Origin of the sequence: Kitasatospora sp. NPDC087861, assembly GCF_044742585.1 — a bacterium.
Classification (GTDB): Bacteria; Actinomycetota; Actinomycetes; order Streptomycetales; family Streptomycetaceae; genus Kitasatospora.
Genome location: NZ_JBIUUS010000005.1, coordinates 143,904 through 166,595, shown reverse-complemented (window position 1 = coordinate 166,595; position 22,692 = coordinate 143,904). Strand labels below are relative to the sequence as shown.

The following is a 22,692-nucleotide window of genomic DNA, read 5'->3' as shown; positions in this document are numbered from 1 at the left end:
GGTCCCGCTCCCCCACCGCCCGACCCCGGAGGTCAGCAGCCGCATGAGCATCCGTACGACCACCCGTGCCGTCCTCGGCGGGCGCCTGCGCTCGGCCACCGGCCTGCTCGGCGGCTTCGCGGCCACCTCCGCGACGCACCTGGGCGCGATCCTGTCCGGCGCCTCCGTACTGCAGAACGCCACCAAGCCGGCCCTGATGCCGCTGCTGGCCGCGCACAGCGTCACCACGGCGGCCACCGCCGGGCGGCGGGCACCGAAGGAACTGGCGCCCGCACTGCTGCTGAGCGCGGGCGGGGACGTGCTGCTCCAGCTGAAGAACGACACCGCGTTCCTGGCCGGGATGGGCTCGTTCGCGGCGGCGCACGTCTGCTACGTGACGATGTTCGTCCGGCGCGGGGCGCTGACCGACCGCCGGCGGGCCCTGGTGGTCGCGGCCGCGTACGCGACGGCCTGGGCGGGCATGATCGGGCAGCTCTGGCCGGACCTCGGGGACCTGCAGATCCCGGTGGCCGGCTACAGCCTGCTGCTGGCCTCCACCGCCGTCACCTCGGCCGGGCTGGGCTGGCGGACCGGGCTGGGCGGGGCCCTGTTCCTGCTCTCCGACACGCTGATCGCCACCCAGCTGGCGAAGTGGCGGGAGCTGCCGGGGCATCAGTTCTGGATCATGGCGACGTACGTCCTGGCCCAGTACCTGCTGGCCGGCGGCATCCTCCGGCACGAGCACGAACGGGACCACGGGCGGGAGCACGAGCGCGAGCACGGGCAGCGGGGCGGGCGGGCGCCCGAGCCGCAGGCCGGCTGAGACGCCTGCGCGCCGCCGGCCCCGTCAGGGTCCGGCGACGCGCGGAGGAAACGCGGGGCGACGGCGCGAGGGGCCATCAGGCACTGCGCCGTCGCAGCAGCCAGAAGCCGCCGATGCCGCCCGCGACCAGGGCCGCGCCCCCGGCGAGCTCCGCCGGGTCGGACGCGACCGAGCCGCCGAAGCCGGTCTCCACGGCGCCGTGCGGGGCGATCTGCTGGCCGCCGGCGCCGGACTGGCCGAGCGAGCCCGCCCACTCGCCGGCCGCCTTGCCCCAGTCCCCGAGGCCCTTGTCGGAGCCGACGCCATTGCCGGATCCCAGGCCATTGCCGGAACCGAGCCCATTGCCGGAACCGGGCCCATTGCCGGAACCGGGCCCCTTCCCCGAACCGAGGCCATTGCCGGAACCGGGCCCCTTTCCCGAACCCGGGCCATTGCCAGAACCGGGCCCCTTCTCCGAACCCGGGCCATTGCCGGAACCGGGCCCCTTGTCGGAGCCGAGGCCTTTGTCGGAACCGGCCTGGGACGGGCCGACCGAGGCCTCGCCGTCCCTGGCGGATGCGAGGGGGGCCGTCAGGCCGGTCAGTACCGTCGCGCCGATCAGGGCGGCGGCGGCCGTACGCATGGGGCGCATGCCGGAACCTCCGGAATTCTCGGGCGCAGCCGGGGGACTCCGATGTCCCGTGGTCGAACAACTGCACCCGGTCATTCCCCGACGGTAGGCAGGCCGCCCGGGCCCGGCCACCGGTCTGGACCGTTCGGGTTACCGCCCCTCACCCAACGTGACTCACAGGTCGAGGTCCACCACGACCGGCGCGTGGTCCGAGGTGCCCTTGCCCTTGCGGGCCTCACGGTCCACGTAGCTGTCGGAGACGGCGTCGGCGAAGGCCTTGTTGGCGTAGGTGAGGTCGATCCGCATGCCCCGGTTCTTCGGGAAGGCCAGCTGGCGGTAGTCCCAGTAGGTGTAGGGGTGGTCGTACTTGAGCGGGCGCGGCACCACGTCGTGCAGGCCCGCCTCGCCGAGGGCCTCCAGCGCGGCCCGCTCGGCGGGGGTGACGTGGGTGAGGCCCTCGAAGGCGGCGATGTCGTAGACGTCCTCGTCGGTCGGGGCGATGTTGAAGTCCCCGAGGACGGCGAACGGGCGGGGCCCGGCGGCGTCCTCGACGGCGGCCTGACGCAGGGCCTCCAGCCACTCCAGCTTGTAGCGGTAGTGGGCGTGGTCGACCTCGCGGCCGTTGGGCACGTAGACCGACCAGACCCGGACCGGGCCGCAGGTGGCGGCGACGGCGCGCGGCTCGACGTCGGGCAGCAGGGCGCCGTCGGCGAGGTAGCCGGGCTGGCCCGGCAGGTCGCGCACCACGTCGTCCAGGCCGAGCCGGGAGACGATCGCGACGCCGTTCCACCGGCCGGTACCGTGCGCGGCCGTCTCGTAGCCGAGCGCGCGCACCTCCTCGTACGGGAAGGCGTCGGCCGCGCACTTGAGCTCCTGGAGGCAGAGCACGTCGGGCTTGGCGCTCTCCAGCCACTCCAGGAGCTTGGGCAGCCGCGCGGTGACGGAGTTGATGTTCCAGGTGGCGATGCGGACGGTCACGGCGGGCGGCCTTCCCGGTGGTTCGGTACGGACGAGTGGATCGGTACGGACGGGCGCTTCGGTACGGACAGGTGCTTCGGTACGGCGAGGGGTGGGCACCCCCGCGAGGGAGGCCCACCCCGAACATACCGCCCGGCACTGACAGTCCCGGTCAGCCCGCGGGCCGCACCACCGCCGCGGAGCCGCCGCCGCGCCGGACCGGTTCGGCCGCGGCCGCCCACCGCCCGTCCGGCAGCCGTTCCACCCCGGTGGCGGCGCCGATCTCGGCGACGGACGTGAAGCTGTGCCCGAGCGCTTCCAACGCGGCCCGCTCGGGCAGCGCCAGGAAGGCCGGCTCGGCCTGGGTGGCGGCGGTGTTGCGCTGGCTGGCGCGCGGCGCGGCGATGGCCTGCTCCAGGCTCAGGCCCCGGTCGAGCCGCCCGAGCAGCACCTGCAGGGTGGTGGTGATGATCGTCGCGCCGCCGGGGCTGCCGGTGGCGAGCAGCGGTTCGCCGTCGCGCAGCACGATGGTCGGCGCCATCGAGGAGCGCGGCCGCTTGCCCGGGCCGGGCAGGTTGGGGTCGGGGACGCCCGGGGCGAGCGGGGTGAAGTCGAAGTCGGTGAGCTCGTTGTTGAGCAGGAAGCCGCGGCCGGGGACGGTGATCCCGCTGCCGCCGGTCTGCTCGATGGAGAGCGTGTAGGCGACCACGTTGCCCCACCGGTCGGCCACGGTGAGGTGGGTGGTGTTGGGGCCCTCGTAGGGCTCGGCGACGGCGGGACCGGCCTCGGCGCAGCCGGCCGGGTGGCGCGGGTCGCCGGGGGCGAGCGGGCTGGTGAGGGCCCGGTCGGGGCTGATCAGGCAGGCCCGGGAGGCGGCGTAGCGCGCGGAGAGCAGTTCCTTCGTGGGGACGTCGCCGAAGGCCGGGTCGCCGACCCAGCGGTTGCGGTCGGCGAAGGCGATCCGGGAGGCGTCCAGGAAGTGGTGGTAGTACTGCGTGTCGCCGTACGTGCCGAGGTCGCCGTCCTCCAGGATGCCGAGCGCCTCACCGACGGTGGTGCCGCCGGAGCTGGAGGGGGCGATGGAGTAGACGTCGTAGTCGCGGTAGGCGACGTGGGTGGGGGCCTGGCGGTTGACCTGGTAGGCGGCGAGGTCGGCGGTGTCGACCTTGCCGGGGCGCGCCTTGCGGCCGGAGGCCGGGTCCACCGGCGGTTGCTGGACGGTGGTGGCGATGTCCTTGCCCAACTCGCCCTGGTAGAGGGCCCGGACGCCGTCCTTGGCGAGCAGCCGGTAGGTGGCGGCGAGGTCGGGGTTGCGCAGGACGGTGCCGACCTCGGGGGGCTTGCCGCCGGGCAGGAAGAGCTTGGCGGTGTCGGGGAAGTCCTTGAACCGGTCGTAGTTGTCGGCGGTCTGGCCGCGGAAGGTCCGGTCGACGACGAAGCCGTCGTCGGCGATCCGCTCGGCGGGCTTCAGGTTGTCGGCGAGCGGGCGGCTGCCCCACTGGCGCAGGGCGGTGTCCCAGGTGGCGGCGGTGCCGGGGACGCCGACGGACAGGCCGCTGGTGACGGCGTCGGCGAAGGCCAGCGGCTTGCCGTCCTCCAGGAACAGCCCGGTGTCGGCGGTGCGGCCGGCCACCTCGCGACCGTCGATGGTGTGCACCCGGCCGGTGGCGTGGTCGTAGTAGACGAAGTACCCGCCACCGCCGACGCCGGAGGAGTAGGGCTCGGTGACGCCGAGGGCCGCCGCGGTCGCGACGGCCGCGTCGACGGCGTTGCCGCCCTTGCGCAACACCTCGATGCCGGCCGCGGTGGCGTCGGCGTCCACGCTGGACACCGCCCCGCCCCAGCCCACCGCCTCGGCGGCCTTCGGCGGCGGGGCCGCGCCCGCCGCCCCGGCCGGCCCGGCACAGGACCAGACCAGGGCGGTGGCGAGCAGCAGCGGTGGTGCGAGACGGGTCAGAGCCCTCATCCGGGTCCTCCTGAGTCGGCGTCAACTCCGTTGTTTCACAGGAGGCATGATTCCGACAACCACACCGCACCGCTACCACCCGGCAGTTGACGCGGCAGGAGGACCTCAGGAGGCGCTGCGCTCGACCCGGCGGCGTTTGATGGTGCGGAAGCGGCGGGCGACCTGTCGGGCGAGGTCGGCGGCGCCGACCAGGCCGGCCTCGTTGCCGAGGGCGGCGTGCACGATGGTGGCCTCGGGGCGGAAGCCGCGACCGGTGAGGGTGCGGCGGAAGGTGTCCCGGGCCGGGCCGAGCAGCAGGTCCCCGGCCTCGGAGACGCCGCCGCCGACGACGAAGCGGCCCGGGTCGAGCGCGGCGGCCAGGTTGGCGATGCCGACGCCGAGCCAGGTGCCGACCTCGTAGAGGAGTTCGGTGGCGGTCGGGTCGCCGTCCCGGGCGGCCTCGGTGACCAGTGGTCCGGTGATGCCCTCGACGGTGCCGCCGGCCCGGGCGAGCAGCGGCTGCACCACCGGGGACTCCTCGGCGACGAGCTCGCGGGCGTCGCGCACCAGTGCGTTGCCGGAGGAGTACTGCTCCCAGCAGCCGCGGTTGCCGCACGGGCAGCGGTGGCCGCCGGGCAGCACCTGCATGTGCCCGAACTCGCCCGCCAGGCCGTACTTGCCGCGGTCGACGTAGCCGTCGCGGACGACGGCGCCCCCGATGCCGGTGCCGAGGGTGAGCATCACCATGTGGTCCTCGCCGCGCCCGGCGCCGAAGCGCCACTCGGCCCAGGCGGCGGCGTTGGCGTCGTTCTCGACGATCACCGGGAACCGCAGCCGTTCGCTGAGCGCCTGCTTGAGCGGCTCGCCCCGCCAGTTCAGGTGCGGGGCGAACAGCACCGTGGAGCGGTCGGCGTCGACCCAGCCGGCCGCGCCGATGCCGACCGCGTGGACGTCGTGCCGGTCGGCGAGCTCCAGCACCAGCTCGACGATGACGTCCTCGACGACCTTGGCGCTCTTGCTCTTGTGGGGGGTGTCGGTGCGCAGCTTCTCCAGCACCTTGCCCTCGCCGTCCACCACCCCGGCGACCACCTTGGTGCCGCCGATGTCGACGCCGATGGTGGGCAGCCGCAGTATCCCGGCGGGCAGGGCGCGGCGCCGGCGCTCGGCCCGCGGGCCGAGGCCGAGGAGGTTGGGCAGGACGGCCGGCCGGGTGCTGCCTTGGGGGCTGTTCACGGCTTCGGACGCTCCTCACGGGGCTCGGGGTCAGTGGGTCGGGCCAGCTCGTGCGAGAGCTCGGCGAGGTCGGAGCCGCCGGCCATCTCGGTGGTGAGCTGTTCGAGGCCGATCTCGGCACGCGGGTGGCTGCCGGCCATCCGGCCCCGCTTGAGCAGGGTGAAGTGGTCGCCGACCAGGTACGCATGGTGCGGGTTGTGGGTGATCAGGACGACCCCGAGCCCGGCGTCGCGGGCGGCGGTGACGTACTTGAGCACCACCCCGGACTGCTTGACGCCGAGCGCCGCGGTCGGCTCGTCCAGGATCAGCACCTTGGCGCCGAAGTGGACGGCCCGGGCGATCGCCACGCACTGGCGCTGGCCGCCGGAGAGGGTGCCGATCGGGCGGTCGACGTCGTGCAGGTCGACGCCCATCCGGGCGAGCGCCTCGCGGGTGGTGGCGCGCATCCCGTCGGCGTCCAGGCGCAGGCCGCCCCAGCGGCGGTGGCCCTGCTCGGAGCCGAGGAAGAAGTTGCGCCAGACCGGCATCAGCGGGACGACGGCGAGGTCCTGGTAGACGGTGGCGATGCCGCGGTCCAGGGCCTGGCGCGGGGAGGCCAGGCGGACCTCCTCGCCGCCGACGCGGTAGCGGCCCTCGTCGTGCTGGTGCAGCCCGGCGATGATCTTGATCAGGGTGGACTTGCCGGCCCCGTTGTCGCCGAGCACGCAGCTGATCTCGCCGGCGTGCAGGGTGAGCGAGACGTCCTCCAGGGCGCGGACGGTGCCGTAGGTCTTGCCGACGCCCTCCAGCGCGAGCAGTTCGCTGTTCATCGCGGCCCCCGTTCGGCCTGGCGCTTGACGTAGGCGTTCAGCAGGGCGGCCAGCAGCAGCATCGCGCCGAGGAAGAACTTGAACCAGTCCGGGTTCCACTGGGCGTAGATGATCCCCTTGCTGGCCATGCCGAAGATCAGCGCGCCGAGCGCGGAGCCGACCACCGAGCCGTAGCCGCCGGTGATCAGGCAGCCTCCGATGACGGCCGCGACGATGTAGATCAGCTCGTTGCCGACGCCCTCGCCGGACTGCACGGTGTCGAAGGAGAACAGCAGGTGCTGGCCGAGCACCCAGGCGCCGAAGCCGACGCCGAGGTAGAGCAGCGTCTTGGTGCGGGCGACCGGCACCCCGACCGCGCGGGCGGCGGCCGCGTCGCCGCCGACGGCGAAGATCCAGTTGCCGAAGCGGGTGCGCAGCAGCACCCAGCTGCCGACCGCGAGCAGGCCGAGCCACCACCAGACGGTGGCCTTGACGGTCAGCCCGCCGACGGTGACCTCGGAGGCGAACAGCCAGCGGCAGGCGGCGAAGCCCTCCATGTCGGAGATCGGCTTGGTGGAGACCGTCCCGGAGACCAGCTTGGTGACGCCGAGGTTGGCGCCGGTCAGCATCAGGAAGGTGCCCAGGGTGACGATGAAGCTGGGCAGCCTGGTGCGGCCGAGCATCCAGCCGTTGAAGGCCCCGACGGCGAGGGTGACGGCGAGCGAGACCAGCACGCCCACCCAGGTCACCGCGGTGAACTGGTAGGAGACCATCGAGGAGGTCAGCGCGGCGGTGGTGACCAGCACACCGGCCGACAGGTCGAACTCACCGCCGATCATCAGCAGCGAGACCGGGACGGCCATGATCCCGATGGTGGACGCCGCGTAGAGCACGGTGCCCAGCGAGGCGGCCCGCAGGAAGGGTTCGGCGGCCAGGGCGAACACCGTGAAGACCGCGACGGCGGCGATCAGCGAGCCGAGCTCGGGGCGGGCCAGGAGCCGGCGCAGTGCGGCCGGGCGGTCCTGGGAGAGGACGTCGGTGGTGCTCACCTCGTCCCCCTCGCGACGTACTCGGCGAGCGCGTCGGCGTCGTCCTTGGTCAGGATCTGCGGGCCGGTCGCGACGGGCTTGCCGCCGCCGAGCATGTCCAGGTTGGACTTGTACAGCCAGAGCAGGTCGACGCCCTCGTAGCCCTGCAGGTAGGGCTGCTGGTCGACGGCGAAGCCGACGCTGCCGGACTTGAGCCCGGACACCACCTGCGGTCCCAGGTCGAAGGTGTCGAGCTCGACGGCGCGGTGGACGTCCTGGACGGCCTGCAGACCGGTGGCCGCCATCGGGCCGGAGAGGGTGAGCACGGTGTCGATGGCCGGGTCGGCCTGGAGCTTGGCGGAGATCGCGGCGCGGGCGTCGGGCATGTTGACGCCGTCCACGTACATCACCTGGAAGGCGCCGGCGGCCTTGGACCGGGCGCCGGAGCAGCGCTGCTCCTGGCCGACGTTGCCCTGTTCGTGGATGACGCAGAGCACGTTCTTGCGGCCGCGGCCGGCCAGCTCGGTGCCGGCCGCCTGGCCGGCGGTGGACTCGTCCTGGCCGATGTGGGTGAGGGCGCCGAACTTCGCGGAGTACTCCTGGCCGGAGTTGACGGTGATCACGGGGATGCCGGCGGCCTTGGCCTTGCCGAGGACGTCGGCCATCGCGTCGCCCTTGGCGAGGGTGACCAGCAGGCCGTCGACCTTCTGGTCGATGGCGGCCTGGACGAGCTGGACCTGGTTCTGGGTCTGCGCGTCGTTGGAGTACAGGAAGGTGATGTTGTCCTTGGCGGCGGCCTGCTCGGCGCCCTTGCGCACGCTGTCCCAGAAGGCGTCGCCGGCTCCCGCGTGGGTCACCATGGCGACTTTCCAGCGCGGGGTGGTGACGGCGCTGCCGGCGGAGGCCGCGGCCTTGGCGCGGGCCTCCTCGGCGCGTCTGCCTCCGGTACTGCTGCAACCGGCCGCGGTGACCGCGAGAGCCAGGACGGCGCAAACGGGCCAGAAGCGGCGGGACGGGCGAAAGCGGGTTGTGCTCATCCCCATAGTCTCTCTGCCCGGGCCGCGCGCTCACGCACCGCCTCGCCCGGCGGCGTGCGCCGCCCGGGAGGTAAGGTGCCCCGGGGGACCTTTCCTGGAAGTTCGCTGGACATCTCGTCCGGACGACGGCCGTCCGGGTGGCAGACTAAGCGCCGACCCGAAACAGGAACATCCCGGAAACGTGATGTTCCTCTCAGGTTCCGCACAGATTTGGATGGCAACCGATCATCGGTTCCCCGCCGTCTGATGCCATTGGAGTGCGTTCGGGCGAGTGGGGCCCGGGCGGCCAGCAACCCGGATACGAGAACTTGATGCAACTGACAGGTACGCCATTCCTCATCCTCACCGTCATCCTGGTGCCGGTGTCCATCACGGTGGCGCTGCTGTTCTGGGGGAAGGTCCGCGGATCGAACCCGGTGCGGATCCTGTCCCGACTGGTCATGATCATGTTCTGCCAGGTCACGGCCGTGCTGATGGTCTTCGTGATGGTCAACAACGCCAACCTGATCTACGGCAACTGGGACGACCTGCTCGGCACCGGTGACCACGTCCGGGCCGTGCCCTCGCTCCCGCCGGCCGAGCCGGGCGCCCCCGCCGGCAACCAGGGCGGCGACGCCGCCAAGCAGCCGCCGAAGATCACCCAGAAGTTCGCCGGCGTGAACGACCCCGCCGTTCCCAACGACGTCCAGAAGACCGAGCTCAAGGGCCAGGTGTCCGGGGTCGACGGCGAGGTGCTGGTCTGGCTGCCGCCGCAGTACAACGACCCGGCGTTCAAGGACAAGAAGTTCCCGGTGGTCGAGCTGATCCCCGGCTACCCGGGCTCCTCCTCCACCTGGTACGGCACCCTCAAGGTCTCCGAGCAGCTCAAGCCGCTGATGCAGCAGGGCAAGGTCGCCCCCTTCATCCTGGTCTCGCCGCGCACCCTGCTCCTCGGCAACCACCAGGACGCCGGCTGCACCGACATCCCCGGCAAGATCAACGCCGACGCCTGGATCACCCGGGACGTCCCGCAGATGGTCCTGGACAACTTCCGCGCCGACCCCTCCTCGGACCGCTGGGCGATCGCCGGCTACTCGGCCGGCGCCCACTGCGCGGCCAAGCTGTCCCTGGCGCACCCCAACCGGTACCGGGCCGGCATCTCGATGTCCGGCTACAACGACCCGGCGGCCGAGTCGGACTCCCTGGTCGGCAAGGACCCGAAGCTGCGCGAGGCCAACAACCCGATCACCATCCTGAAGACCGCCCAGACACCGCCGAAGGTCAACCTCTTCATCAGCGGCAAGAAGGGCGACGGCCTGGAGGACGCCCAGGCGATCGCCGCGGCGGCCAAGGAGCCGACCAAGGTCCAGGTCCAGGAGAGCAACGGCCCGCACACCACCGAGCTGTGGAAGACCATGGTGCCGAGCGTCTTCGAGTGGCTGACCGGGGTCATCCCGGCGCAGTAACCACGACCGCAAGGAGGAGGGCCCGCCGCGAGCAGTCGCGGCGGGCCCTCCTCGTTGCGGGCCGTCCTCGCACGCGGGCCGCCCTGGTCTCGGGCCGTCCTCGTACGCGGGCCGTCAGGCCAGTTCGAGCGCCAGGTAGAAGTCCACCCGGTCCTCCAGCCGGGAGAGGTCACGGCCGGTCAACTCCTCGATCCGGCCGATCCGGTAGCGCAGGGTGTTGACGTGGACGTGCAGCTGCGCGGCGCAGCGCGTCCAGGAGCCGTCCGAGCGCAGGAAGGCCTCCAGGGTGCGGACCAGGTCCGCCTGGTGCTCGATGTCGTACGCGATCACCTTGTCCAGCAGCCGGCTGCGGAAGGCCCGGCGGACCTCGTCCGGGACTGCCGCCAGCAGCAGCACGTGCGAGGCCAGCTCCTCGGGGCCGGCCACGCAGACCCGGCCGACCCGGGCGGCGGCGATCCGGCGGGCGTGCCGGGCCTCCTCCAGGGCGCCGCGCAGGCCGCCGGCCTCGGAGGCGGGGGCGGAGACGCCGAGGGTGATCCGGCCCTCCGAACCGAGGCCGGCCTCCAGCGGGGCGAGCAGGTCGCGCAGGGTCTCGGCGGGCACCGAGCCCTCCAGGACGGGCAGCACCACCACGGCGCCCGAGCCGGCCCCGGCGACCAGGGCGCGGTCGGTGGTGCCGCCCAGTGCCTCCTCCAGGACGGCGCGCACCGCGCCCTCCGGCAGGCCGGTCCCCTCGGCGCTGAGCACCAGCCAGGAGGCTTCCGGGGCCTGGGGTTTGGGCTCGGGGCTCTCGTAGCGGGCGGCCATCGCCGAGGAGGCGTACAGGGTGCGGCTGATCTCGGCCGGGTCGGCGTCGCGCTGCAGCAGGGTCAGCACCTCGTCGGCGAGGCGGCGGCGCAGCCGGCGGCCCTCGTCGCGGCGGTGGCGCTCGGCGGCGACCAGGCGGGCCAGGTTCTCGGCGAGCTGCTGGCGCTTGGTGGTCCACTCGGTGACGTCGCCGGCCACGGCGAGCACCCAGTCGGCGAGCGGCGTCTCGTGCTCGGCCGAGACCGGGGCGGGCAGCAGCGAGTAGGATCCGCCGGCCAGGCGGGCCCGGTGCGGGGGGCGGCGGCGCTGGCGCTGGGCACCCAGATGGGCGCGGACCAGCTGGTCGCGGTCCTCGGCCGGCAGGCGGTCGGCGGGGCCGGCGATCACCGCGCCGGTGGGGGTGAGCACCCAGCAGTCGAGGTCGAGGTCGCCGCCGAGCAGGTCCAGCACGGCATCCAGCCCGCCGCCACCGGCCGCCGAGACCAGCAGGCGGTGCCGGTCGACGAGGGCGGCGAGGTCCGCGGCGCGGTCGGCGGAGACCTGGCGGCCGATGAACTCGGTGACGGTGCCGAAGGCGATGTCGTCGGGGACGGCCAGCAGCGGCATCCGGTGCCGGCGGCAGGCCTCGACCAGGTCCTCGGGCACCGGGCCGACCTCGGCCTCGCCGGCCGCCAGGGCCACCGCGCCGCCGGCCGCGAGGGTCCGCACGAACCGCTCGGAGTCGGCCGGGCCGGTTCGCCACAGCATGCCGGTGAGCACCAGTTCGCCGCCGTGCAGGTAGCGGCCGGGGTCGTGCAGGTCCGTGGTCATGACGCCGCTGACCTGCCGGTCCAGCTCGTCCTCGGCCGCGAGCAGGCGCAGTCGCGGGGCGCCGGGGGCGAGCAGGTCACGGACACGCATCCGCGGACTCCTTACAGGGGCTGAGGGTGGGGTGGGGCTGAACGTGGGAGGCCCGAGCGTTCGGTCCGGGGGTCACAGTGTGCCCGAACATCCGTGCTTGGCGTTACGTCCGGGCGGGCGGCCGGATCACGGGCCCATCGCTTGCGAATCACGGCCGGATTACGGTCGTAGGTAGCACCTGGTGAACACCTGGGCTGCGCGATTGTCCTCCTTAGAGGAACGTACAGGATGCCGGGCGGGAGCACAGCCGGGGCTTCATGCCATCGGTGACTGCCAGCGGGCCCCGCCGCGGCGGTTCACTGGGCCACACGCCGCCGGACACAACCCGGTGACCGGGGCCCGACGCGGAGGCGACGAAGCGGTATGAGAGGTCCGAACACCGAGTTCCGGGCACTGTGCCCACCCGTTCGGCAGGCGACGACTTGAGGAGACACCCGCATGGAGTTCCTTCGGCCCGCTACCTGGGACGAGGCACTCGCGGCGAAGGCTGAGTACCCGACCGCGCTGCCCATCGCGGGCGGTACGGACGTCATGGTCGAGATGAACTTCGACGTGCACCGGCCATCCGCGATTCTCGATCTGAACCGCATCACCGAGCTCACCCAGTGGTCGAACGACGGCGGCGTCGTCAGACTCGGCGCCTCCGTCCCGTACGCCCGGATCATCGACGAGCTGTCCGGGCCGCTGCCCGGGCTGGCGCTGGCGGCCCACACCGTCGGCTCGCCGCAGATCCGCAACCGCGGCGGCGTCGGCGGCAACCTCGGCGCGGCCTCCCCGGCCGGCGACTCCCACCCGGCGCTGCTGGCGGCCGGCCGGGACGTGTTCGTCGAGGCGGCCTCCGTGCGCGGCACCCGGCTGATCCGGATCGACGACTTCTACGTCGGTGTGAAGCGCAACAGCCTGGCGGCCGACGAGCTGATCCGGGCCGTACGCATCCCGGTGGCGGACGGCCCGCAGCAGTTCTCGAAGATCGGCACCCGCAACGCCATGGTGATCGCGGTCTGCGCCTTCGGTTTCGCCCTTCACCCGAAGGACGGCACCGTCGGCACCGGCATCGGTTCGGCCGCCCCCACGCCGCGCCGCGCCGTCGAGGCCGAGGAGTACCTGCGGGGCGTGCTCGCCGAGCGCGGGCTCTGGGAGTCCGGCGACCTGCTGGGCACCGAGGTGATCCAGCGCTTCGGCGAGCTGGTCAAGGCCGCCGCCTCGCCGATCGACGACGTCCGGGGCACCGCCGACTACCGCCGGCACGCGCTGGCCGTGATGGCCCGCCGCACCCTCACCTGGACCTGGAACGACTACAGCAAGCAGATCAGGAGCGCGGCATGAGGGTGACGTTCACCGCCAACGGCAAGCCGGTCGAGGCCGACGACGTCTGGGAGGGCGAGAGCCTCCTGTACGTGCTGCGCGAGCGGGTCGGCCTGCCGGGCTCCAAGAACGCCTGCGAACAGGGCGAGTGCGGCTCCTGCACGGTCTACCTGGACGGCGTACCGGTCTGCAGCTGCCTGGTCGCGGCCGGCCAGGTGCAGGACCGCGAGGTCCGCACGGTCGAGGGCCTGACCGACGAGAACGGCGAACTGGGCCTGGTCCAGCAGGCGTTCGTCGACGCCGGCGCCGTCCAGTGCGGCTTCTGCACCCCCGGCCTGCTGGTGCAGACCGACGCGCTGCTGGACCAGGACGCCCAGCCGAGCGACAACGACATCCGCGAGGCGCTGTCGGGCAACCTCTGCCGCTGCACGGGCTACGAGAAGATCATGGACGCGGTGCGGCTGGCGTCCGCCCGCAAGTGCGCCGGCAAGGGGGCTTCGGAATGAGCGAGCGAAGCGAACGAATCATCGAAGGGTGCGCATTGTGCGAAGCGCCCGCCGAGCGCAGCGAGGTGGCCGCATGAGCGCTCGCACCATCCAGGGTCAGAAGAACCTCCAGAACATCAACCAGGCGTCCAAGGACGGCATCGGCGGCTCGCCGCTGCGCCCGGACGGCAACCTGAAGGTCAAGGGCGAGTTCGCGTACTCCTCCGACATGTGGCACGAGGACATGCTCTGGGGCACGGCACTGCGCTCGCCGCACCCCCGCGCCACCATCCTCTCGGTGGACATCTCCGAGGCGCTCAAGGTGCCCGGCGTCTACGCCGTCCTCACCCACCAGGACATCCCCGGCTCGAAGTACTACGGCCTGGAGATCCAGGACCAGCCGGCCCTGGCCATCGACAAGGTCCGCTACCACGGCGAGGCGATCGCGCTGGTCGCGGCCGACCACCCGGAGACGGCCCGCCGCGCGGTGAAGAAGATCAAGGTCGAGTACGAGGTGCTCACCCCGATCGTCACCGAGGAGCAGTGCCTCGACCCCGGGACGTACGGCTACGTGCACGAGCCGCACGAGTACAAGTCGCACGCGTACGGCAACATCTGCCACGAGCAGCGGCTGGTCTCCGGCCTCGGCGTGACCGACGAGGTCCGCGCGCTGGCGGACGTCATCGTCAGCGGCGACTACGAGGTCGGCATGCAGGACCAGGCCTTCCTCGGCCCCGAGTCCGGCCTCGCGGTGCCCGCCGAGGACGGCGGCATCGACCTCTACGTCGCCACCCAGTGGCTGCACGTGGACCGCGAGCAGATGGCCCCGGTGCTCGACCTGCCCGAGGAGAAGGTCCGGCTCACCCTGGCCGGCGTCGGCGGCGCCTTCGGCGGTCGCGAGGACATCTCGATGCAGATCCACGCCTGCCTGCTGGCCCAGCACACCGGCAAGCCGGTCAAGATCGTCTACGCCCGCGACGAGTCCTTCTACGGCCACGTGCACCGCCACCCGGCGAGGATGCACTACGAGCACGGCGCCACCCGTGACGGCAAGCTGGTCTTCGCCGACTGCCGGATCGTGCTGGACGGCGGCGCGTACGCCTCCGCCTCGCCCGCCGTGGTCGGCAACGCGGCCTCGCTCGGGCACGGCCCGTACGTGATCCCGAACGTGAAGATGCACGCCATCGCGCTCTACAGCAACAACCCGTCCTGCGGCGCGATGCGCGGCTTCGGCGCCGTCCAGGCCGCGTTCGGCTACGAGTCGCAGATGGACAAGCTGGCCGCCGAACTCGGCATGGACCCGGTCGAGTTGAGGCAGCTCAACGCCATGTCGGAGGGCGACTACATGCCCACCGGCCAGCAGATCGACTCCCCCGCCCCGGTCGCCGACCTGCTGCGGCGCGCCAAGGAGATGCCGCTGCCGCCGCCGCTGGACACCGCGCACCTGGACGTGCGCCAGCTCCCCGGCGCGCTGTCCAACACCTCGCACGGCGAGGGCATCGTGCGCGGCGTCGGCTACTCCGTCGGCATCAAGAACGTCGGCTTCTCCGAGGGCTTCGACGACTACTCCACCGCCCGGGTGCGCCTGGAGGTGATCGGCGGCGAGCCGGTCGCCATGGTGCACACCGCGATGGCGGAGGTCGGCCAGGGCGGCGTGACCGTGCACGCCCAGATCGCCCGCACCGAGCTGGGCGTCGAGCAGGTCACCATCCACCCGGCCAACACCGAGGTCGGCTCGGCCGGCTCGACCTCCGCCTCGCGCCAGACGTACATGACCGGCGGCGCCGTGAAGCTGGCCGCCGAGGCGGTCAAGCGGGCGCTGATCGAGAAGGGCCGCCGCCGCTACGGCTGGACCCACGACGACATCACGCTGGCCGGCGGGAAGGTCGTCTCGGCCCGCTCCGGGGCGCTGGTCTCCATGGTCGACCTGCTCGGCGACGAGGCCATCGACCTCACCCGCGAACACCACCACCGCCCGACCGTCCCGTTCGACAAGGAGACCGGGCAGGGCTTCGGCCACGTCCAGTACACCTTCTGCGCCAACCGCGCGGTCGTCGACGTGGACGTCGAACTGGGCCTGGTCAAGGTGGTCGAGCTCACCGCCGTCCAGGACGTCGGCAAGGCGCTCAATCCGCTCTCCGTCGTCGGCCAGATCCAGGGCGGCTGCACCCAGGCGCTCGGCCTCGCGGTGATGGAGGAGATCATCGTGCGGGACGGGAAGGTGCGCAACGCCTCCTTCACCGACTACCTGATCCCCACCATCCTGGACACCCCGCCGATCCCGGTGGAGATCCTCGAACTGCCCGACCCGCACGCCCCGTACGGGCTGCGCGGCGTCGGCGAGGCCCCGACCGTGTCGGCGACGCCGTCGATCGTGGCCGCCATCCGCAACGCCACCGGGCTGGCGCTCAACCGGATCCCGGTCCGGCCCGAGCACCTGACCACGGAACTCCCGGGCTGACAGCGGGACTTCAACCTCCCCGGGGCGGCGACCGTCTTCCCCTCCGCCCCGGGGCCGCACCACCCGTGCACCACCTTCCGTCGCACCACCTTTGCGCCTTCTGTCGCACCACCCTCTGTCGCGCCACCTCTGCACCTTCTGTCGCACCGCACACGCACGCACCATCCGCTGCCTCTCCCACGCCGGGGTTCTGCAGCGGTGCGCACCACCCACGCACCGCGGGCACCGCCACAGAGCGTGCCTCCCAGTGAGTCGAACAGTCCCCCTGCGCCAACCTCGTTGACTGGCGATCAGGTCGGCTCGCCCACCCCAACCCCCTTTGACACTTGGGAGTGGACATGACCCGGATCCCCACGGAACCCGGCCCCACCGAAGACAGACCCCTCAGCGAAGACGGGCCCCTCAGCGAAGACGGGCCCGCCGAGGCCGACACCCCCACGTCGGCCCCGCACGCACGACCGAGGAACGCGGTCGACGCGCACTTCAGGATCTCGGCCCGGGGATCGACGCTCGCCAACGAACTACGGGGTGGCCTCACCACCTTCATGGCGATGGCGTACATCATCCTGCTCAACCCGCTCATCCTGAGCGGCGCGGACGTCACCGGCGTCAAGCTGGACCACGCCGCGCTGACCACGGCCACCGCCCTCGCGGCCGCCGTCACCACGATCCTGATGGGCGTGGTCGGCAACGTGCCGCTGGCCCTCGCCGCCGGCCTCTCGGTCTCCGGCGCGGTCTCCGCCCTCGTCGTGCCGCACACCACCTGGCCGCAGGCCATGGGCCTGTGCGTCATCTACGGCCTGCTGATCGTGCTGCTGGTCGTCTCCGGCCTGCGCGAGAAGATCATGAACGGCATCCCGCTGCCGCTCAAGCACGCGATCACCATCGGCATCGGCCTGTTCGTCACGATCATCGGCCTCTACAAGGCCGGGTTCGTGCACACCGGCGGCCCCACCCCGCTCTCCCTCGGCCCCTTCGGCGAGCTGTCCGGCTGGCCCGTCCTGATCTTCTGCGTCACCCTGCTGTCGATCTTCGTGCTGATGGCCCGCAACGTCCGCGGCGCGATCCTGATCGGCATCGCCGGTGGCACCGTGCTCGCGGTGATCGTCAACAAGGTCGCCCACGTACCGGCCGAGGCGTGGAAGAACTCCGTCCCGGTCTGGCCCGGCATCCCGGTCGCCGCGCCGGACTTCAGCCTCTTCGGCCACGTCGACCTGTTCGGCGCCTTCGGTGGCAAGGGCATGGGCGCGATCAGCGCCTCGGTCGCCGTGTTCACCCTCGTGCTGGCCGGCTTCTTCGACGCGATGGCCACCATCATCGGTGTCGGCACCGAGGCCGGACTGGCCGACAAGCAGGGCCGGATGCCCGGCCTCTCCAAGGCGCTGTTCATCGACGGCGCCGGCGGCGCGGTCGGCGGACTGGCGGGCGCGTCCGGCCAGACGGTCTTCGTCGAGTCCGCGACCGGCGTCGGCGACGGCGCCCGGACCGGCCTCGCCTCCGCCGTCACCGGCGGCCTGTTCGCCCTGATGCTGTTCTTCTCGCCGCTCGCCGGCATCGTCCCGGTCGAGGTCGCCTCCGCCGCCCTCGTCGTCATCGGCGCGATGATGATGAGCCAGGCCCGGCACATCGACTGGTCGGACCGCGAGGTCGCCATCCCGGCCTTCCTCACCTGCGTCCTGATGCCGTTCACCTACAGCATCACCGCGGGCGTCGCCGCCGGCGTCATCTCGTACACCGTCATCAAGGCCGGCCAGGGCAAGTGGCGCGAGCCCGGCCTGCTGATGTGGATCCTCACCGCGGTCTTCGTGGTGTACTTCGCGCTCTCCCCGGTCAAGTCCTGGCTCGGCGTGCACTGACCTGCGTCAAGCGGTACCGCCGCCGTACGGGATCGTTTCCCGTACGGCGGCGTCTCCCGTACGGCGGCGTGTCCCAGGCGGCGGCTCCCGTGCGGCGGCGCTTCCCGTACGACGGTGTTTCCCCACGGCAGCGCGCCCGGTGTCGTGCCCCACTACCCTCGAAAGCGACAAGGAGCTCCTGACATGCAGGACATCGCCGAGCAGTTGCAGGCCTGGCACGCCTCCGGGCGCTCCTTCGCCGTGGCCACCGTCGTCGGCGTCTCCGGCAGCGCGCCGCGCGACCCCGGGGCGGCACTGGCCGTGGACGCGGCCGGCGAGGCGGTCGGCAGCGTCTCCGGCGGCTGCGTCGAGGGCGCGGTCTACGAGCTGTGCCAGGCCGCCATCGAGTCCGGCGAGCCGGTGCTGGAGCGGTTCGGCTACAGCGACGAGGACGCCTTCGCCGTCGGCCTGACCTGCGGCGGCATCCTCGACGTGTTCGTCCAGCCGATCGTCCCCGGCGCCGACGCCGGGCTGGACGCCGGCATCGCGTACATCGCCTCCGGCACGCCGGTCGCGCTCGCCCGGGTGATCGCCGGGCCCGGCGGACTCGTCGGCGCCACCGTCGCCGTCACCGCCGACACCCACCACGGCGCCCTCTCCCCCAGCCCCTCGACCGTGGGCGCGCTCGAACGGGCGATCGTCGCCGAGGCCCGGGCCATGCTCGACGCCGGACGCACCGGCCGGATCGTGCTCGGCCTCGACGGGCGCCCCTGCGACGAGCGCGACCAGGGCACCGTCACCTGCTTCGTCGAGGCCTACGTGCCCGCGCCGCGGATGCTCGTCTTCGGGGCCATCGACTTCGCCGCCGCCGTCGTGCGGATCGGCAAATTCCTCGGCTACCGCGTCACCGTCTGTGACGCCCGACCCGTCTTCGCCACCGCGCGGCGCTTCCCCGAGGCCGACGAGGTCGTCGTCGACTGGCCGCACCGCTACCTCGACGCCCAGCTCGACCGGATCGACGGGCGCACCGTGCTCTGCGTGCTCACCCACGACGCCAAGTTCGACATCCCGCTGCTGGAACGCGCGCTGCGGCTGCCGGTCGGCTACGTCGGCGCGATGGGCTCGCGCCGCACCCACCGCGACCGCGAGGCGCGACTGCGCGAGGTCGGCCTCACCGAGGCCGAGATCGGCCGGCTGCGCTCCCCCATCGGCCTCGACCTCGGCGCCCGCACCCCCGAGGAGACGGCGGTCTCCGTCGCGGCCGAGATCATCGCCCACCGGCGCGGCGGCAGCTGCCTGCCGCTGAGCGCCGGGGACGGGCCGATCCACCACGACGTCTCCCGGGCCGAGCAGGCCGAGGAGACCGGGGCCGAGGACCAGGTGCCCCGGACGCACGCGGCCTGACGGGGGCGGCCTGACGCACTCGGCCTGACGGGGGCCGGGGGCTGTCGCGGGTTGTCACGGCTCGGGTGCGGCGGCCGGGGCTCGGTCGGTCGTCCGGTCGGTCGGTCAGTCGGTCAGTCGGTCAGTCGGTCAGTGCCAGCTTGAGCCCGAAGCCCACCACCACCGTGCCCGTCACCCGGTCCATCAGCCGGCGCGCCGACGGGCGGCGCAGCCAGCCGCGCACCGCCTTGGCGAAGCCCACCAGCACCGCCGACCAGAGCACGCCCTCCACGACGTGTACGCAGGTCAGCGCCACGCCGGCGGCGAAGTGCGGGGCCCCGGCGGGGATGAACTGCGGCAGCACGGCCACGTAGAACACCCCGACCTTGGGGTTCAGCAGGTTGGTGAGCGTGCCGCGCCGCCAGCCCTGGCCGAACCCGCCGTCCGTCGGCTCGTCCTCGACCACCGCCTGCGTGCCCCGGCCGCGCAGCATGCCGACGCCCATCCACACCAGGTAGGCGGCCCCGCCCCAGCGCAGCACCTCGTACGCCACCTGCGAGGCGGTCAGCAGCGCCGTCACCCCGGCCGAGCTCAGCGTCCCCCAGACCAGCGTTCCGGTCTGGATGCCGAGCACCACCCCCCACGCCTGCCGCCGGTGCCCCAGCGCGGACGTGCGCAGGATCAGCGCCGTGTCGAGCCCGGGCGTGAGCGTCAGCAGCCCCACGACCAGGGCGAAGGACCAGAGGGCCGTCGTCATCTCCATGGGCCTTCATGCTACGTCGGGCTCAATCCGCCGCTCCGGGCGGGACCACCCACGGGGTCGGCCGGCCGGTGGCCCGCCCGCCTGGGTGGTGGGCGAACGCGGACCCGTCGATCGGCAAGCGCTCACTCACCCGGGTCCACCGGCCCGGTGGGATCGGGCAGCCCGCCCTCGGCGATTCTGCCGCTGTCACCGGCCCACCGGGCGCCCGGTCAGGTGACGTTGAGGCGGGCGGCGAGGCGCAGGAGGGCGGGGCTGAGGCGGGAGAGGAAGCGTGCGGCCTTGGCCTCCGGGGTGACCGGGACGACGGGCTTGCCGGTGCGGACGGCGGTGAGGATGGCGGTGGCGACCTTCTCCGGGGGGAAGCCGCGGCGGGCGTAGAGCCTGGCGGCGCGGGCCTGCTTGGCGGCCTGCTGGTCGGCGGTGGTGGCGGAGAAGGTGGAGGTGCGGGTGATGTTGGTGTTGACGATGCCCGGGCAGATCGTGGAGACGCCGATGCCGTGCCCGGCGAGTTCGGCGCGCAGGCAGTCGGAGAGCATGAACACCGCGGCCTTGCTGGTCGCGTAGGCGGTGAGCGCCTTGGAGGGCAGGTAGGCGGCGGCCGAGGAGACGTTGACCAGGTGGCCGCCCTGGCCGCGGTCGGCCATCAGCGTGCCGAAGGCGCGGCAGCCGTGGATGACGCCCCAGAGGTTGACGTCCAGGACGCGCTGCCACTCCTTCTCGGTGGTCTGCAGGAACGTCCCGGAGTGGCCGATGCCCGCGTTGTTGACCACCACGTCGGGCACCCCGTGCTCGGCGGCGACCGCCTCGGCGAAGGCGTCCACCGCGGCGCCGTCGGCGACGTCCACGCGGTAGGCGTGCGCCTGCGGGCCGATCAGCGAGGCGAGTTCGGCGGTGCGCTCGGCGGCGGCGAGGTCGAGGTCGCAGACCACCACGCGGGCGCCGTCCTCGGCGAAGGCGAGCGCGGTGGCCCGGCCGATGCCGCTGCCGCCGCCGGTGACGACGACCAGCCGGCCGTCGCCCCGGGCCGCGTCGGCCGGCCCGGCCTGCTCCGCCTGCCCTGTCTGCCCTGTCTGCCCGGCCTCGATGCGGGTGGTGAACTCGCGGACCATCGCGGCCACGGTGGCTCCCTTCTCCAGCAGCGCCGACCAGTGGCCGGCGTGCAGCGTGCGTCGGGTCAGCTCGGGCACCCAGCGCTCCAGTCCCTCGGAGAGGAAGGGAGCGACGTAGCGGTCCCGGGTGAGGGTGATCAGCTGGACCGGCACCTCCGTCGGCCGCTCGCGCGGACTGCGCAGCGTGGGGCGGAAGTTGGCCCGGTACAGCTCGATACCGCGGACGGCGTCGCGGCGCAGGCCGGCCTGCGGGTGGTCGGGCCGCGGGGTGACGTGCTCCAGGTCGCGCAGCACCCGCGGCCAGGCCCGGGCCAGCCCCAGGCGCCAGACGCCCGGGGCGAGGAAGGGCAGGTGGAAGGCGGTGATGTACCAGGAGTGCAGGCCCTGGTGGAGCAGCTGCCGCAGGTGGCGCGGGGTGGGGCGGCGCATCCGGTGGCGCAGCCAGTACGCCGTGTGGTCCAGGCAGGGGCCGGACATCGTGGTGTACGAGGCGATCCGCCGCTCGGCGCCGGGCGCGGTGACGGCCTCCCAGGACTGGATCGAGCCCCAGTCGTGGGCGATCACGTGTACCGGTCGGTCCGGGCTGACGGCGTCGGCGACCGCGAACAGGTCGGCGGCCAGGCGCTCCAGCCGGTAGCCGTCCCGGGTGGCGGGGACCCCGGACTCGCCGGCGCCGCGCACGTCGTAGCGGACCACGTGGTGGTCACGGGCGAGGTCGGCGGCGACGTCGTCCCAGACCGCGTGGGTGTCCGGGTAGCCGTGCACCAGCAGGACGGTGGGGGCGGCCGGGTCGCCCTGCTCGAAGACGGCGAGCGGGAGGCCGTCGGAGTGCACGGTTCGGCGGCGGACGGTGGTCATCGGGTGGCCTCCAGGGTGGTCGCCTCGGTGCTTGCCTCGGTGGTCGGCGCGGTGGCTGCCTCGGTGGTCGGCGCGGTGGTCGGCGCTATGGCTGCCTCAGTCGCCTCGGCGGTGTCGGTCGTCCAGCGGCGGACGTGCGGCAGGTCGTCGTCGAGCCAGTAGGCGTCGTCCTCGGTGACCACCAGGAGTTCCTCGAACTTGATGCCCACGCCGCGGAAGCCGATGTGCGGCTCGACCGCCCACAGACCCGGGGTGGGCGCGTGCCGGGACGACCGACCGTCCGCCCAGAGCGGTGAACGGCCGTGCAGGCGCTCGGAGATGAGCTCGCGGCCTAGGGTCTGCAGGGTGCGCACGCCGAAGCCGAAGACGTTGACCCCGGCCGGTCCGCGCATCGTGGTCCGGGTGACCTGGTGGCCGATCACCCGGCCCGGGTAGACCTGGTGGCGGTTGTCGTAGCCGTGCGCGGCGATCTGCGCGTCCACGGCCGCGTACACCTCGTCGAGCGGCCTGCGGGCCCGTACCTCCTTGAGGATCAGCTCGCGGTAGACCTTCAGGTCGGCGGCGAGGCGGTCCCAGACCCTGTTCTCGCCGACCTTGCCGCCGTAGCCGATGTCGGCGGTGTAGCCGTCGACGATCGGCGCGCAGTCCAGCACGTACGGCATGCCCTCCTGCAGGCGGCGGTTGCCGGCGAAGAACTGCAGCGGGGTGTGGAAGTGCCGGAAGGCCGTGCGGTCGCCGAACCAGGCGAACGGGACGTGGAAGAAGTCCTGCACCCCGGCGGCGACGAGGCGGCGGCGCAGCTCCGCGGTGGCCTGGCGCTCGGTGACGCCCGGTTCGATCCAGTCGGCGACCTGTTCGGCGCAGTGGTAGGCGAGTCGCTGGGTCTCGCGGAAGCGGGCGAGGTCGCGCTCGCCGTAGGGGAAGGTCGGGGGGGTCGCCAT

At 72.9% G+C, this 22,692-nt stretch carries 18 protein-coding genes; 7 read left to right on the top strand and 11 right to left on the bottom strand.

What is annotated here, in order from left to right:
• The first annotated feature begins 43 nt into the window (after nt 1–43).
• Nucleotides 44–802 carry a lysoplasmalogenase gene (locus ACIOJE_RS10185; RefSeq protein ID WP_400774879.1) on the top strand — a complete coding sequence of 253 codons (759 nt, stop codon included), beginning with the start codon at nt 44–46 and terminating at the stop codon, nt 800–802.
• Nucleotides 803–878: 76 nt separating this feature from the next.
• On the opposite strand, the gene ACIOJE_RS10180 is transcribed toward ACIOJE_RS10185, so the two are convergent.
• From ACIOJE_RS10180 to ACIOJE_RS10150, 7 genes are all read right to left on the bottom strand, one after another.
• Nucleotides 879–1,424 carry a hypothetical protein gene (locus ACIOJE_RS10180; protein WP_400774876.1) on the bottom strand — a complete coding sequence of 182 codons (546 nt, stop codon included), beginning with the start codon at nt 1,422–1,424 and terminating at the stop codon, nt 879–881.
• Nucleotides 1,425–1,586: 162 nt separating this feature from the next.
• Nucleotides 1,587–2,390 (bottom strand): exodeoxyribonuclease III, encoded by an 804-nt coding sequence (locus tag ACIOJE_RS10175; protein ID WP_280679461.1) that lies wholly within the window; start codon nt 2,388–2,390, stop codon nt 1,587–1,589.
• 151 nt (nt 2,391–2,541) lie between these two features.
• A complete protein-coding gene (ggt, locus tag ACIOJE_RS10170; protein WP_400774874.1) occupies nt 2,542–4,335 on the bottom strand; it encodes a gamma-glutamyltransferase in 1,794 nt (597 codons plus the stop codon).
• 105 nt (nt 4,336–4,440) lie between these two features.
• On the bottom strand, nt 4,441–5,547 hold the full coding sequence (locus ACIOJE_RS10165) for an ROK family glucokinase (protein ID WP_280679457.1): 1,107 nt from the start codon (nt 5,545–5,547) through the stop codon (nt 4,441–4,443).
• On the bottom strand, nt 5,544–6,356 hold the full coding sequence (locus tag ACIOJE_RS10160; RefSeq protein WP_400774871.1) for an ATP-binding cassette domain-containing protein: 813 nt from the start codon (nt 6,354–6,356) through the stop codon (nt 5,544–5,546). Before ACIOJE_RS10160 ends, ACIOJE_RS10165 begins: the two co-directional genes overlap by 4 nt.
• Nucleotides 6,353–7,384 (bottom strand): ABC transporter permease, encoded by a 1,032-nt coding sequence (locus ACIOJE_RS10155; protein WP_400774868.1) that lies wholly within the window; start codon nt 7,382–7,384, stop codon nt 6,353–6,355. The genes ACIOJE_RS10160 and ACIOJE_RS10155 overlap by 4 nt, the downstream gene beginning before the upstream one ends.
• Nucleotides 7,381–8,400, bottom strand: a complete 1,020-nt coding sequence (locus tag ACIOJE_RS10150; RefSeq protein WP_280679451.1) for a sugar ABC transporter substrate-binding protein — start codon at nt 8,398–8,400, stop codon at nt 7,381–7,383. Before ACIOJE_RS10150 ends, ACIOJE_RS10155 begins: the two co-directional genes overlap by 4 nt.
• Before the next feature lie 311 nt (nt 8,401–8,711).
• On the opposite strand from ACIOJE_RS10150, the gene ACIOJE_RS10145 reads away from it, so the two are divergent.
• The gene (locus ACIOJE_RS10145) at nt 8,712–9,845 is read left to right on the top strand and encodes an esterase family protein (protein WP_280679450.1); all 1,134 of its coding nucleotides are present in this window, start codon (nt 8,712–8,714) and stop codon (nt 9,843–9,845) included.
• 114 nt (nt 9,846–9,959) lie between these two features.
• On the opposite strand, the gene ACIOJE_RS10140 is transcribed toward ACIOJE_RS10145, so the two are convergent.
• Nucleotides 9,960–11,552: a PucR family transcriptional regulator gene (locus ACIOJE_RS10140; RefSeq protein ID WP_280679448.1), complete on the bottom strand. Its 1,593-nt coding sequence runs from the start codon at nt 11,550–11,552 to the stop codon at nt 9,960–9,962.
• Nucleotides 11,553–11,990: 438 nt separating this feature from the next.
• On the opposite strand from ACIOJE_RS10140, the gene ACIOJE_RS10135 reads away from it, so the two are divergent.
• The 5 genes from ACIOJE_RS10135 to ACIOJE_RS10115 all read left to right on the top strand — a co-directional run bounded on the left by ACIOJE_RS10135 (nt 11,991) and on the right by ACIOJE_RS10115 (nt 19,042).
• A complete protein-coding gene (locus ACIOJE_RS10135; protein WP_400774864.1) occupies nt 11,991–12,878 on the top strand; it encodes an FAD binding domain-containing protein in 888 nt (295 codons plus the stop codon).
• A complete protein-coding gene (locus tag ACIOJE_RS10130; RefSeq protein WP_280679444.1) occupies nt 12,875–13,363 on the top strand; it encodes a (2Fe-2S)-binding protein in 489 nt (162 codons plus the stop codon). Before ACIOJE_RS10135 ends, ACIOJE_RS10130 begins: the two co-directional genes overlap by 4 nt.
• 73 nt (nt 13,364–13,436) lie before the next feature.
• Nucleotides 13,437–15,803 (top strand): xanthine dehydrogenase subunit D, encoded by a 2,367-nt coding sequence (pucD, locus tag ACIOJE_RS10125; protein ID WP_400774862.1) that lies wholly within the window; start codon nt 13,437–13,439, stop codon nt 15,801–15,803.
• 338 nt (nt 15,804–16,141) lie between these two features.
• Complete coding sequence (locus tag ACIOJE_RS10120) at nt 16,142–17,659, top strand: NCS2 family permease (RefSeq protein WP_400774859.1); 1,518 nt, start codon at nt 16,142–16,144, stop codon at nt 17,657–17,659.
• A 183-nt stretch (nt 17,660–17,842) separates the two neighbouring features.
• Complete coding sequence (locus ACIOJE_RS10115) at nt 17,843–19,042, top strand: XdhC family protein (protein WP_400774856.1); 1,200 nt, start codon at nt 17,843–17,845, stop codon at nt 19,040–19,042.
• A 121-nt stretch (nt 19,043–19,163) separates the two neighbouring features.
• Here ACIOJE_RS10115 and ACIOJE_RS10110 read toward each other — a convergent pair whose 3' ends face one another.
• The 3 genes from ACIOJE_RS10110 to ACIOJE_RS10100 form a co-directional block, all read right to left on the bottom strand.
• Nucleotides 19,164–19,784: a LysE family translocator gene (locus ACIOJE_RS10110; RefSeq protein WP_280679438.1), complete on the bottom strand. Its 621-nt coding sequence runs from the start codon at nt 19,782–19,784 to the stop codon at nt 19,164–19,166.
• A gap of 209 nt (nt 19,785–19,993) precedes the next feature.
• Nucleotides 19,994–21,751 carry an SDR family oxidoreductase gene (locus ACIOJE_RS10105; RefSeq protein WP_280679436.1) on the bottom strand — a complete coding sequence of 586 codons (1,758 nt, stop codon included), beginning with the start codon at nt 21,749–21,751 and terminating at the stop codon, nt 19,994–19,996.
• A complete protein-coding gene (locus ACIOJE_RS10100; protein ID WP_400774853.1) occupies nt 21,748–22,692 on the bottom strand; it encodes a M24 family metallopeptidase in 945 nt (314 codons plus the stop codon). Before ACIOJE_RS10100 ends, ACIOJE_RS10105 begins: the two co-directional genes overlap by 4 nt.

What these genes read in the sequence shown, in the direction of transcription:
- ACIOJE_RS10185 (WP_400774879.1), top strand. Translation starts at nt 44, where the DNA reads ATGAGCATCCGTACGACCACCCGTGCCGTCCTCGGCGGGCGCCTGCGC.
- ACIOJE_RS10180 (WP_400774876.1), bottom strand. Translation starts at nt 1,424, where the DNA reads ATGCGTACGGCCGCCGCCGCCCTGATCGGCGCGACGGTACTGACCGGC.
- ggt (WP_400774874.1), bottom strand. Translation starts at nt 4,335, where the DNA reads ATGAGGGCTCTGACCCGTCTCGCACCACCGCTGCTGCTCGCCACCGCC.
- ACIOJE_RS10160 (WP_400774871.1), bottom strand. Translation starts at nt 6,356, where the DNA reads ATGAACAGCGAACTGCTCGCGCTGGAGGGCGTCGGCAAGACCTACGGC.
- ACIOJE_RS10150 (WP_280679451.1), bottom strand. Translation starts at nt 8,400, where the DNA reads ATGAGCACAACCCGCTTTCGCCCGTCCCGCCGCTTCTGGCCCGTTTGC.
- ACIOJE_RS10145 (WP_280679450.1), top strand. Translation starts at nt 8,712, where the DNA reads ATGCAACTGACAGGTACGCCATTCCTCATCCTCACCGTCATCCTGGTG.
- ACIOJE_RS10140 (WP_280679448.1), bottom strand. Translation starts at nt 11,552, where the DNA reads ATGCGTGTCCGTGACCTGCTCGCCCCCGGCGCCCCGCGACTGCGCCTG.
- ACIOJE_RS10135 (WP_400774864.1), top strand. Translation starts at nt 11,991, where the DNA reads ATGGAGTTCCTTCGGCCCGCTACCTGGGACGAGGCACTCGCGGCGAAG.
- ACIOJE_RS10130 (WP_280679444.1), top strand. Translation starts at nt 12,875, where the DNA reads ATGAGGGTGACGTTCACCGCCAACGGCAAGCCGGTCGAGGCCGACGAC.
- pucD (WP_400774862.1), top strand. Translation starts at nt 13,437, where the DNA reads ATGAGCGCTCGCACCATCCAGGGTCAGAAGAACCTCCAGAACATCAAC.
- ACIOJE_RS10120 (WP_400774859.1), top strand. Translation starts at nt 16,142, where the DNA reads ATGACCCGGATCCCCACGGAACCCGGCCCCACCGAAGACAGACCCCTC.
- ACIOJE_RS10115 (WP_400774856.1), top strand. Translation starts at nt 17,843, where the DNA reads ATGCAGGACATCGCCGAGCAGTTGCAGGCCTGGCACGCCTCCGGGCGC.
- ACIOJE_RS10110 (WP_280679438.1), bottom strand. Translation starts at nt 19,784, where the DNA reads ATGGAGATGACGACGGCCCTCTGGTCCTTCGCCCTGGTCGTGGGGCTG.
- ACIOJE_RS10105 (WP_280679436.1), bottom strand. Translation starts at nt 21,751, where the DNA reads ATGACCACCGTCCGCCGCCGAACCGTGCACTCCGACGGCCTCCCGCTC.
- ACIOJE_RS10100 (WP_400774853.1), bottom strand. Translation starts at nt 22,692, where the DNA reads ATGGCGACCCCCCCGACCTTCCCCTACGGCGAGCGCGACCTCGCCCGC.